We start from the raw sequence: 12,423 nt of genomic DNA, 5'->3' as shown, positions 1-12,423 counted from the left end.
CAATGAACGCACATGATCTCATCGCCGACGCAATCGCCGAAAAGGGCGGTTTCGATAGCGTCTTCTGGGTTGCCTGCGGCGGCTCCCTCATCGACCTGCTGCCCGCCCATGAGCTGCTTAAGCGCGAGGCGACTACGTTTGCCAGTGAGGCGTATACCGCCCGCGAGTTCGATATCATGCGTCCCAAGCGCCTGGGCGAAAAGTCCCTTGTTATCGCTTGCAGCCACTCCGGCAACACTCCCGAGGTAATCGATGCGTGCTCGATCGCCAAGGCGGCGGGCGCAACCGTTATCGCACAGACCGACAACGCCGGCTCCGGCATCGATAACGGTGAGTGGACGTGCTGGGTATATCCGTGGGGCGAGGGAGTTCCGCAGGCGGAGGTACCCGCCGGCATCTCTTTGGCTCTCGCTGCCGAGCTCTTGGATCAGCAGGAAGGTTATGCTGACCTTGCCGATATGTACGAAGGCATCGCCAAGATGGACCGGATCCTGCCTGCGGCTCGCGAGAAGGTCAACGCCGAACTTTGCGACCGTTTCGCTGCCCTGTGCCAGGACCACAAGTTCCTGTATATCTTGGGATCCGGTCCCGTGTTTAGCCAGACCTATGGCTTCGCTATCTGCTCGCTTATGGAGATGCAGTGGCAGAGCTGCGCCTATATCCACTCCGGCGAGTACTTCCACGGCCCCTTCGAGGTGACCGAGCCCGGAGTCTTCTACTTCCTGCAGATGTCTTCCAGTGAGTGCCGAGCCATGGATGAGCGCGCCCTCGCATTCCTCGAGACCCATACCGACACTCTTATGGTGCTCGACGCCATGGAGTACGGCATGGACCAAGTACCGGCAAGCGTTCGCGCGTTCCTTGATCCAATCCTGTTCTACGCGATGAACTGTGAGCTGCGCTCCGCTCGCGGCAAGGTGTTCGACCATCACCCGGACGTGCGTCGTTACATGGGCATCGAGAAGTACTAGCGATTTTAGAACGGGGCGCGAAGCGCGTTGAGACGTGCGAATCCTCGCGCCTCTTCTGCTCGCCGTAGCCACGGCGGTTTACCTGAATGGAGATAACCATGGCAGCCTATCCTATAAGCGTGCTCGGCTTTGGAGACAACGTTGTCGATAAGTACGAGCATATCAAGACTATGTATCCCGGCGGCAACGCAGTCAACTTCGCCGTCTTCGCCAAGAAGCTCGGTGTCGATCGCAGCGCCTACATGGGAATCTTCGGATCAGATGAGGAGGCCGAGCACGTTATAGCATCGCTTGAGGACGAGGGCGTCGAGCTTCTTCGCTGCCAGCAGGTCCTGGGCGTCAACGGCGCCGCTCGCGTGACCGTTGACAAGACCGGGGACCGTATCTTCCTGGGCTCCAATGAAGGCGGCATACGTGGCGACATGCGCTACGTGATAGACCGCTTCGCCGCCGAGTACGTCAGCGGCTTCGATTTGGTGCACAGCGGCAACTACTGCTTCACCGAGCGCGAGCTCCCCAAGATCAAGGCTGCCGGTGTGCCTATCAGCTTCGACTTCTCCGATGACTCCACCGACGAGTACTTCGAGCAGATTGCGCCATTTGTGACGTACGCCTTTATGTCCATGGGCGACGCTTCCCTGGAGGATATCAAGGCGAAGCTCGAGTGGGTGAAGGCCCTTGGCCCTCAAATCGTATGCGCGTCGCGCGGGAGCAAGGGTTCCGTCGCCTATGACGGCGAAAACTTCTACGAGCAGGGCATCAAGCCCGTGGCGCCCGAGGAGCTCAAAGACGCTATGGCGGCCGGCGATTCACTGCTGACGGCGTTTTTGGTCACCTATCTTTCCAAGAAGAAGGCCGGCGAGTGCGGCGAGGCCGCAATTCGCGAGAGCTTGGACTTCGCTGCCGGTTTTGCGGCGCAGACCTGCAAGATCGAGGGCAGTTGGGGCCACCCGCTGGTCTACGAGAACTAGTTTTTTGTCGTGGCGGGGTGTCTTGGGGCGCCCCGCATTGCGTTGGGAGTCAAGATGTCCGTTCGTGCCTGCGCGGCAGGATTTTGCTGTGCCGATGTCTACCAGAATCTGGATCCCCTGGGTTGCATCCAAGGGGGCCTCTCAGGAGCGCTTCGAGGGGTGCTTCTTGAGTATATGAAGGCAAAAGGGATATGCAATCTTCATATACGGCCTTCTTTTAGAGGGCGTTGTCCTTACTCTTTCATCTCCTTGCTTCTGGACATTTTGTCTATAGGCAAGAGTCCATGGTCGAGACCATGGTGAAGTTCTGCGGCTAGTAATTACTGCATCACATATCTGTTGTTACCTGAGAGGCTCGCTTTTGCGGGCCTCTTTGCGTTGCTATGGAGCCCTGGCCTGTCGATAAATAACGCGCCCGCTTGCTGGGGAGCAAGCGGGCGCCGTTGAGCGAATATGTTTGCGGCCATAGCCGCTGCAGGTGATGGGTTGTCGACTAGTTAGTCGTCGTGTCGGAATCGTCACCCGAGGCAGAGCCAGAAAGCGAAACCGTCAGCGTGATCGTGCTGTCGGTGGACTGCTTGCCAGTGGGGGAGACGCCCGTCACGGTGGCGTTTTCGTTGCCACTCACGGGATTGCCGTTCTGATCGCAGAATGCGATGTTGTAGAACCCGGCGTTGTTGAGCGCGGTGACGGCGGCGGAGATGCTCTTGCCGTACAGGTTGCCCGGAACGCTGGCCTTGCCGGACTTCTTGGCGATGACGACGGTGATCGTGGCGCCGGGCTTCTGCTTGCCGCTGGGGTTCCAGCTAATGACGGTGCCCTCGGTGACGGAATCGTTCTCCTGGTAGCTCACGTTGACGCCAAAACCGGCCATGTCGAGAGCGTTGCGTGCCTGGGCCTCGGTCATGTCGGTCAGATCGGGGACGGAGGTGGTGTCAGGACCGCTGGAGACCTTATACGAGATGGTCGTGCCCTTCTCGACTTCCTTGCCGGCATCAGTGCCCTGCTCAAAGACCTGGCCTTCGTCGGCCTCGTTGGCCTCCTCGGTTGCGTTGCCCTTCAGGCCCACGCTTGCCAGCGCGGCCTCGGCCTGGTCCTTGGTTAGGCCGACGAGCTGCGGAACCTCAACTTTCTCGGAGGGCTTGGGGCCCTTGGAGATCACCAGGTTAACCTTGGAGCCCTTGGGCTTCTTAGTGTTGCCGTTGGGGGTCTGCTCGGCAACCTTGCCCTCGTCGACATCGTCGTTATAGCTCTGGTCGACAGTTCCGACCTCAAGGCCGGCCTCCTTGATCAGCTCGATAGCGGTCTGCTGGTCCTTGTTAAGCACATCGGGCACCGTAACCTGCTCGCCCCCAAAGAGCCCGGTGGCGAAGGCCACCACAACGCCAACCACGGCGATTGCGGCGACTACGGCGGCGATAATCTTGTTCTTGTTGGACTTGGGCTGATCGACCTCGTAGGAACCGGTGGAACCCGAGACGGCGCTGCGGGGGTTGGTCTGTCCGCTTACGCCCGATACGGGGCGAACCATAGCGCGCGTGGAGTCAGACAGCTCACGGGTCTTGGTGGCGCCCAGGTCGCCCGCGGCACCGATGATGCGCGTGGGCTCGGAGACGTTGACGGCGCGGCCGGACAGGTAGTTGTTGAGCACCTGGCGCAGCTCGTCTGCCGTCTGGAAGCGGTTCGACGGGTCCTTTTCCATGCACTTGAGGATGATGCGCTCCAGATCGGCGTCGACGCCGGAGTTGATCTGGCTCGGCGGAACCGGCAGTTCGTTTACCTGCTTGAGCGCAACCGAGATGGCGTCGTCACCGTCAAAGGGGACGCGACCGGTGGCGCACTCGTACATCACGACGCCCAGGGAGTAGATATCCGAAGTGGGACCGAGGTCCTGGCCGCGCGTTTGCTCGGGGCTTACGTAGTGGGCGGTGCCCAGTACATTGTTGTCCTGCGTGAGGTGGCTGTTCTTTGCGCGCGCGATGCCAAAGTCCATGACCTTGATGTTGCCGTCGGGCAGCACCATGATGTTTTGCGGCTTAATGTCGCGGTGGATGATCTCGTGCTTGTGGGCGACCGAAAGCGCGGAGCTGATCTGCGAGCCGATCTGCGCGACCTTCTTTGGATCGAGGGCGCCGTGGCTCTTGATGCCGCTCTTAAGGTCGGTACCGCGCAGGTACTCCATGACGATGTAGTAGGTATCGCCATCCTTGCCCCAATCGTAGACGCCCACGATATAGGGGGAGGAGAGACCTGCTGCTGCCTGGGCCTCCTGCTTAAAGCGGGCGGCGAAGGTGGCGTCGCCGGCATACTGCGGCAGCATGATCTTGACGGCAACCGTGCGGTCGAGGACCTGATCTTGCGCACGGAAGACGGTCGCCATGCCGCCCGTTCCCACCTTATCCTTGAGGAGGTATCTTCCCCCGAGGACCCTCTGTTCCATTCCTGCTCCTAACTAACTTATTCGCTCAACGATGTGTGTAGTACCAAATCTATGGTCGCTGGGACCGCGTGGCGCCTTGCCGCTAGCTCATCGGCCGTGGCGCGCCCCAAGTATCCGCTTCGATCACAGGCATCACGCTCCTTGGGCGGCAAGTGCCGCGGTCAGGACGATGCCGGCGATCTTGGCTGCCTTGACGTCGTGTTTGTCGTAATCCTCCAAGGCCACCGAGATGGCGACCGTGGGTGAATCGTAAGGTGCGAAGCCGACGAACATCGAGTTGACGTTGGTGCCGCCGGTCTCGGCCGATCCAGTCTTGCCGGCGACCTTGACGCCCGGAATCTGGGCATCGGTGCCGGTGCCGGACTGGACAACCGCGAGCATGGCCTGCTTGACCTGATCGGCCGTGGTGGCGCTGACGGCCTGGCCGAGCGAGCGGGATTGCGTGGTCTTGACCACGGTTCCGTCGGGGGCGAGCACCTGGGCCACGAAGAACGGGTCCATGACCACGCCGCTGTTGGCGATGGCCGCTGCTATCACGCAGTTTTGCATGACGGTGGTCTGCGGACCTGGCGTGTGGTCCATGCCGACAGGCTGGCCGGCGCCTGCCCAGGCGGTCTCCCACTCGGTCATGAGCGAGGGGTCGGCCATGATGGAGGCCGCGGTGGTCAGGTCCTGACCGAGCTTTTGGCCGTAACCAAAGGCGTTGGCAAACTGGACGAGCGAGCTGGCGCCGATCTCGTTGGCCACCTGGCCAAAGACGACGTTGGACGACACGGCAAAGGCCTGTTGCAGGCTGATGGTACCGTAGCTCTCGTTGGCGTAATTGGTGACCGGCGCGTTGCCGATATCCATGGAGCCGGGCGCCTGGTACGTGCTGGTAAGGCTGGCGGTGCCGGTTTCGAGCGCCGCGGAGAGTGTGACGACCTTAAAGGTCGAGCCCGGGGTATAGAGAGCGTCCATGGCGCGGTCGTACATGGAGCCGTCCTCGCCGCCGCCCGACTGCATCAGGGCATCGATGTTGGTGTTGTCATAGGTGGGCGAGCTTGCGCATGCGAGGACCGCGCCGGTGCGCGGATCCATAACCACCACGGCACCCTTAAAGCCCTTGAGTGCCTGCTCGGCAGCCGTCTGGATGCGCGAGTCGATGGTGAGCTTGGCGGTGTTGCCCGGTTGGTTTTGGCCCGCGAGCGACGCGAGGGCGTTGTCCCAGCTGGAGTAATCCTTGGAGCCGGTGAGCGTTTCGTTCATGACGCTCTCGACACCAGCGGTGCCGTACTGCTGGCTTACATAGCCCACCACGTGAGCGGCCATGTTTCCGTTGGGGTAGGAGCGGGCGTAGGTGCCGTCTTCCTGTTGCAGCGACTCGGCCAGCGTCACGCCGTCGGACGTGATGATGGAGCCGCGCTGGATGTACTTGGAGCGGGCGATGGTGTGGTTGTTGGTCGGCATGTCCTGATAGTCCTTGGCCTTGATGACCTGGACATAGGTGAGGTTGCCGATAAGGATGGCGAATAGTGCCGTAAAGGCGAGCACGGCGCGGGTCAGTCGATTGGCGAGCGCCACGCGGCCGAGCACACCGGATTCGGGCGTGTCGAGCAGGCGACGACGCATGCGCGAGCCGGCGGAGTGGCTGCCGCGGGCATACGAAGACGAAGTGGCGAAGCGCGTGCCGGCCGGGGAGGACGCCGAGGCGACCTGGTCGTCGGTGATGGCGGCCATGGTGCCGGTGCCGGTGAGCTCGGCCTCGCGACCGGTTGCCTCGTCACCGGCGCGCAGCAGCAGCGCGACGATGATAAAGCTTGCCAGCAGCGAGGAGCCACCCTGGCTCATAAAGGGCAGGGTGACGCCGGTCAGCGGGATCAGGCGGGTAACGCCGCCAACGATCAAGAACGCTTGGAAGCTGATAGCGGCCGTAAGACCGGTGGCGCTAAAGGCGGCAAGGTCGGACTTGGCACGGGCTGCCGTGGTCAGGCCACGTACGGCAAAGAGCATAAACAGGATAAGAACGGCGCCACCGCCCAAAAGGCCCATCTCCTCGCCGATAGCCGAGAAGATAAAGTCGGACTCGACGACGGGGATGTTGTTGGCCATGCCGTTGCCAATGCCGACGCCAACAAGGCCGCCGTCGGCCAGCGAGAAGAGGGACTGGACAATCTGGTAGCCCTGGCCCTGTGCATCCTTAAAGGGATCGGCCCAGATCTGGAAACGAACCTGGACGTGCGACAGGAACTTGTAAGCGCCCACGGCCCCCACGGCCAAGAGCACAAGGCCGATGATGACATACGAGAAGCGACCCGTGGCAACGTAGAGCATCAGCAAGAAGATGGTGTAGAACAGCAAGGCCGAGCCCAGGTCACGTTCGAAGACAACGACGAGCAGGCATACGCCCCAGACTGCGAACAGCGGCAGCAGCAGGCGCAGACGCGGAATCTTAAGACCCAAGATCTTGCGGTTGGAGATAGAGAGCAGCTCGCGGTTCTCGGCCAGGTAGCCTGCCAGGAACAGCACGATAAAGATCTTGGCGAACTCACCGGGCTGAATGGTAAAGCCGGCGATACGAATCCACAGCTTGGAGCCCGAAATCGTGGTGCCGATAAAGATGGGAAGCATCAGCAGGACAATGCCGATGGCGCCAAAGGTGTACTTGTAGCGCATGACCACGTCGAGGTTTTTGACCAGCGCAAGCGTTCCTACCATCAGCGCCACCGAGATAAACAGGATGACGAGCTGCGAGATGGCGAGTGAGGGCGCCAAACGCGTTACGAACGTGATGCCGATGCCCGAAAGCACAAAGACGATGGGCAGGATGACTGGATCGGCGCCGGGTGCCAGGATGCGCACGGCGATATGCGCCGCGGCGAAGGCAGCAAAGAGGCCGATCGGTACGGCGAGCGTTTCAAACGAAATGGAGGCGCCTGCGGTGAGCACGTACATCGCATACAGCAGGATGACGGGGAACGCCGAGGCGATGAGCAAGAGCATTTCGGTGTTGCGGCGACTCATAAGCGGCACTCCCTTTCTAATTCTTATCGGAGGCTTCTGCCTCGGCGGACTGTTCGGCGGTTTTTTCGGAATTCGATTTGGAAGTCGATCCCTGGTCGGTGTTGTCGCGGATCGTTTGCGCGTCGATCACCTGACGGGTCTGTTCCTCATCGATCTGGTGGCGGTACTTGGATATCGTGTCCTGCGCATCGTCGACACTTGTTTGCGGAATACCCGCCTTGAGGCGGTTTTGCGTGTCTTCGGGCAGGTCGGATAGCTTGATGCTGGTTTCGCTTTCGAGCCAGTGGAGCTTGAGTCCGAGCGGCTTGCCGGGCAGGCCGCGCCAGACGGCGACATTGCCCTGGTAGGTACCCAGGTAGTACGAGCCGGTGACACCCGTGTAGGCCCAGATGCCAGCTGCCAGCACAAAGACGAGGGCCAGGATGGCGGCGATAGTAATGTTGCGGCGACGCACGCGCTGCGCCTCGCGCATAACGCCATCGTCAACCAGGTCAACGACTACTACGGTCACGTTGTCGTGGCCGCCGGCGGCAAGCGCCGCGTCCACTAGGTTGTCGACGCAGATTTGCGCGGTTGAGGACTGCGTGGCGATGTTCTCGATATCGCTATCGGGAATCATGCTCGAAAGGCCGTCGGAGCACAGGATCAGGCGGTCGCCTTCCTCGATATGCAGAGTGAAGTGGTCGGCATACATAGCGGGGTCCGAGCCCAGCGCGCGGGTGATGACCGAACGGTTGGGGTGGACGCGAGCCTCATCTGCCGTGATCTCGCCGGCGTCCACGAGCTCCTCCACGTAGGAGTGGTCGCGGGTCACGCGGATGAGCGTGCCCTCGTGGAGCAGATAGGCGCGAGAGTCGCCCACGTGGGCGATGGCGAGCGTGTCGTTTTCGATATAGGCGCAGGTGGCTGTGCAGCCCATGCCGGGCTTGCCCAGGCCGTTCAGGGCCGCCTCGATTACGGCGGCGTTGGCTGCCTCGACGGCTGCGGCCAGGCGCGCTGCGTCGGCGGACTGCGGGGCCGTCTTGGCAATAGTCTCGACGGCGATAGAAGAGGCTACCTCGCCGGCGGCGTGACCGCCCATGCCGTCGCATACGCAAAAGAGCGGCGACTGCACCAGGTAGGAATCTTCATTGTGCGGGCGCACGCAGCCAACGTCGGAGCGGGCGCCCCACATGAGTTGCGTGGTGGTACCGGCGTCATAGGTCGAGTCGGTCTCGATGCGCTCCTCGGTCAGGGGCTCAAAGCTCATGGTCGAGCCGGGGTCTTTGAGCTTGGCCTCAACGGCGGCAACGTCGATCTCGGCTGTGTCGCCGGGAGAGACGGTGTCGGTCTCGGCGTTTGATTCGGAATCGCCGGTGTCCGGGGAGTCGGGCTCCTCGGACACGCGGGCGGTCGACTCGTCGTCTTGCGGGCTGACGTCTATAGGCTCGGGCGCCGGCGTAGACGCGGGCGCAACCTCGGATGCCGGGGCTATGGGAAACGCCGGCGCGGCGGGCTCGGGTGCCGCAAACACCGCAGCGCTCTCGTTGATTGCCGCGGCGACGGGCTCTGCAAAGTGAGCCGGCGCCGGGGTTGCTTCGGGCGCTGTGGGCTGTTCCGCAGCATGTGCGCCGATGGGCGCCGCTGCGGCATCCTCTTCGTCCTCGTTATCGGCGAGATCCGAAATATCATGCGTTACATGCGAAAGAGGCAGGGAGAACACGGTGTCCTCGGGCTCCACGGGTGCGGAGCCCGCCGGAGCGGCGTGGGCCGGCGCAGCTGTGGCGGCAGCCGGTGCCTCGGTCATAGTTGCGGACTTGTTCTCCTCGTCGATCATCGACGGTTCACCTTCATGACCACGTCGCCAATCTGGACTTCGTCGCCCTCGCGCAGCGTTGCGGGCTCCACCAGCTGGCGGCCGTTAACAAGGGTGCCGTTGAGCGAGTTGAGGTCCTCGATAATAAGTGCCGGGCCCTGCAGCGAAAAGCGTGCATGCGAGGCAGAGACAAACGGCTCGTTGATGCAGATGTCCGACGACGGCGAACGGCCGACGATGACGGGGCCAAGCATGTCCACGTGAATACCGCGGATGCCACGCGGGCCCTTGTCCACATCGATCGTCCAGATAGCCGAGTCGCGGCGCTGGCCGCGCACGAGCCCCACGCCGGTCTTCATAACGGCGAACAGGAAGATATAAAGCAGGATGACCAATACGATGCGGCCTGCAAACAGGACGATATCGATGTTCATAAGCGATTAACCCCTAAATTCAAAGGTGCTCAGGCCAAACGTTAACAGATCGCCGTTGCGCAGCGGGCAGCGCGTGATGCGGCGGTTGTTGACGAGCGTGCCGTTGGTGGAGTTGAGGTCCTCGATAGACCAATCGGACCCCGTAAAAGTGAGCTGGGCATGACGGCGCGAGACGTTGGGGTCGCGCAGGGCGATGTCGGAAACCGAGCGCTCGCGGCCGATGGTCACCTGTGCGGAGGTGATGCTGTGGCTCTCCCCGCTCACGACGTCGACGAGTTGGGCGAGCGGACGCTGCGGGGCGCGGGGGCTTGCCATGTTTGAGGCGATGCTGGCTGCGGCACCAAGGCCCACGGCGGCACCAGTCGCGGCAGCTCCGCCCATGCCGGCAAGTGCGTCGCGCGAGACGGTTTGCGGCACAGGGATGGGGGCTGCGGGGTCGGGAACATTGGGTGCAAAGGGGTCGGCCACAGCGAGCGGGTCGGGAGCTGCGGCGCGGGGTGCCGGCTGCTGCTGCGGCATGACGGCGGAGTGTTGCTGCGGGGTAGCAAACTGTTGCTGACCGGCGCGCGGGGCGCTGGCGGCACGGCTTGCGGCCGAGTTGTCCTGGCCCAGGCCATTTTGATAGGCGCGCTCTTCCTCGTACAGACGGCCGAGCGTGGGGGCGTCGACGTTCTCGGCAAAGACCGAGAACTTGCCGGCGCGCAGCTGAGGGTCGATCATAAAGCGAACAAGGGGCTCGCCGACAAAGACGTAGCGGCGTTTTTCGGCCTGCGCCTTCACAAACTCGCGGACCTCGCGCGAAAGCTCGGGGTAGAACGGGGCAAGCATGGGATCGTCGTCGGTGGCGATCAGGATGGTATAGAGCGCCGGCGCGGTGTTGACGCCGTTGATCACCAGAGTCTGATCCTCCATGTCGCGAGCAGCCTGCTTGGCAAGCTTCTTAAAGGAGAACGGGGCACGGGTGGCACCGAAGATGCCGGCCACGTGGTCCTCGAAGATGTTCAGGAAGTTCACGAAAGATCACTCTCCGTATAGGTTCTTTGGTATCCGAGCAAATATAGGCATATCCCAACGATTATAGAGGATAGGGTTCCCGCAACTGCCGCCTTGGCGGCGACCGCGGCTGCAAGGCTGGCAATTTCCATATGGTGTGCAAGACAGGATGCCGCTGCGCAGCCGATGCCGGTGACGGCGATGGCGGCGATTGCGGCAAGGTTTGAGCCCTGGTCGGCACGCTTGGCATGGGCATTGAGCAGCTCAGATGACGCTGCGGCAGTTGTCGCGACCAGCACAAAGGCAGCCCAAAGGAGCGGGTCTTCCAGCGCTGCGGCAACGTTACCGAGCCCCAGCACGCCTCCGGCTGAAAGCGCGACCGTCGCCAGACGGGCAAAAAGCACGCCCATGCCCGTTGCCGCGGCGGCGCTTGCCGGGCCGAGCCAAAATGACGCGACGCCGGCGGCGACCCCAGCTGCCAGGAAGGTATTGCCAGTCAGACAGCCAAGCGCGAGTGCACAGGTGAGCGCGGCGCTCGCGGCAGCCTCGGTGCGACCCCAGGCGATCCACCAACCGGACATGGCAGCGGCAAAGATCACCGCGACGGGCAACATCGACAGGATGCCCTGCGCCTGCATGGTGGCGTTTGCCATGAGCACCAAAAAGCCCACGGCCGAGATGGCCGAGCCAATCTGCGGTGCCAAGCCGGCTGCCGCGCCAATAGCGATAGCCGCGACGACCAACCCGGGAAGCGCCGCGACCCCGGCCGTTTGCATCAGCAAAAAGCTAAAGGTGCCGCACGTTAGCGCCGAGATAGCGTGCATGGTGTAGTCGCGCGCATGGCTCCAGCGCGTGCCCGCCCAGCCGAGTGCGGGGTCGACCTCGATGGCGTCGTCCTCGTAGTGCGACGGCTCGATATCGTTGAGCTCCTGCTCGTCATCCGAAAGCTCGCTAACCATTTGCTCCAGACTGCGACGGCCCTCACGCACGCTGCCCAGACCGGCAAGGAGTTGGTCGCAAAATGCCTCGATGCTGTTGGGGCGGTCCTGCGGCATGGGGGAGAGCGCGCTCATGAGCGCGGCCTCGGCTCCCGGGGGAAAGTGTGGTATCAGCTCGCTGGGATAGGTGGCGCCGCCGATGATGCGGTCGAGCGAGTCGGCGGGCGTGGCTGCTATAAAGGGAGCGCTGCCGCACAAGCCCTCATAGATAACGCAGGCAAGGGCAAAGACATCGGCGCGTTCGTCGACCGTGCCGGTCTCGATATCGAGCTGCTCGGGCGGCATGTAGCCGATGGTGCCGCCGCGCGAGCCGCCAAAGCCGCCGGCAGACGACAGCCGCGCCATGCCAAAGTCGGTGAGCTTTACATTGCCCGAATGGTCGATAAGCACATTGGCGGGCTTTATGTCCAGATGAAGCACGCCGTTTGCATGGGCAAAGGTGAGTGCCTGACCCAGCGCGTCGGCAATGGCCGCGGCCTCGTCAAAGGTGAGCGAGTGGCCGTCCACGCGATGCAAAAACTCGGCCAACGACATGCCGTCGACATATTCCATGACCAGGTAGGCATAGGCGGTGTCGTGCGTAAAGTCGATGACCTGCACGATATTGGGATGTTGAAGCATGGCGGCGGTGTGTGCCTCGCGCAGCACATCCATGATGTCGCTGGCGGGTATGCCGGCACCGCTTGTGAGGGGGATGCGCTTAATGGCGACGCGACGGCGAAGATGCGTGTCGCGGCAGATCTCGATGGAGCCAAAACCGCCGGTCGCGAGCGTCTCGAGCGGCTGGAACCGCTTGAGTAGCTCGCGAGAGCTGGTGC

8 protein-coding genes are annotated in these 12,423 nt (G+C 62.4%); 2 read left to right on the top strand and 6 right to left on the bottom strand.

What is annotated here, in order from left to right:
* Positions 1-2: 2 nt before the first annotated feature.
* Both ABHR75_RS00115 and ABHR75_RS00110 read left to right on the top strand, forming a co-directional pair.
* Positions 3-971, top strand: coding sequence for an SIS domain-containing protein (locus ABHR75_RS00115; protein WP_195233868.1), 969 nt, complete (start codon positions 3-5; stop codon positions 969-971).
* A 98-nt stretch (positions 972-1,069) separates the two neighbouring features.
* A complete protein-coding gene (locus ABHR75_RS00110) occupies positions 1,070-1,942 on the top strand; it encodes a PfkB family carbohydrate kinase (RefSeq protein ID WP_195233870.1) in 873 nt (290 codons plus the stop codon).
* A 493-nt stretch (positions 1,943-2,435) separates the two neighbouring features.
* Here the strand turns inward: ABHR75_RS00110 and pknB are convergent, their stop codons facing one another.
* The 6 genes from pknB to ABHR75_RS00080 all read right to left on the bottom strand — a co-directional run.
* The gene (gene pknB, locus ABHR75_RS00105) at positions 2,436-4,382 is read right to left on the bottom strand and encodes a Stk1 family PASTA domain-containing Ser/Thr kinase (protein ID WP_346963324.1); all 1,947 of its coding nucleotides are present in this window, start codon (positions 4,380-4,382) and stop codon (positions 2,436-2,438) included.
* Between the two features lie 132 nt (positions 4,383-4,514).
* Entirely contained in the window at positions 4,515-7,385 is a 2,871-nt protein-coding gene (locus ABHR75_RS00100; RefSeq protein WP_346963323.1) for an FtsW/RodA/SpoVE family cell cycle protein, read from the bottom strand.
* A gap of 16 nt (positions 7,386-7,401) precedes the next feature.
* Positions 7,402-9,201 carry a Stp1/IreP family PP2C-type Ser/Thr phosphatase gene (locus ABHR75_RS00095; RefSeq protein WP_346963322.1) on the bottom strand — a complete coding sequence of 600 codons (1,800 nt, stop codon included), beginning with the start codon at positions 9,199-9,201 and terminating at the stop codon, positions 7,402-7,404.
* Positions 9,198-9,614 (bottom strand): FHA domain-containing protein, encoded by a 417-nt coding sequence (locus tag ABHR75_RS00090; RefSeq protein WP_346963321.1) that lies wholly within the window; start codon positions 9,612-9,614, stop codon positions 9,198-9,200. Before ABHR75_RS00090 ends, ABHR75_RS00095 begins: the two co-directional genes overlap by 4 nt.
* Positions 9,615-9,620: 6 nt before the next feature.
* Positions 9,621-10,628, bottom strand: a complete 1,008-nt coding sequence (locus ABHR75_RS00085; RefSeq protein ID WP_346963320.1) for an FhaA domain-containing protein — start codon at positions 10,626-10,628, stop codon at positions 9,621-9,623.
* A partial coding sequence (locus ABHR75_RS00080; RefSeq protein WP_346963319.1) for a serine/threonine-protein kinase occupies positions 10,625-12,423 on the bottom strand: 1,799 nt, incomplete at its 5' end. The genes ABHR75_RS00080 and ABHR75_RS00085, both read right to left, overlap by 4 nt.

It is taken from the genome of Collinsella aerofaciens, from assembly GCF_039752955.1.
Lineage (GTDB): Bacteria > Actinomycetota > Coriobacteriia > Coriobacteriales > Coriobacteriaceae > Collinsella > Collinsella aerofaciens_BI.
This window is presented reverse-complemented; position numbering and strand designations above follow the sequence as displayed.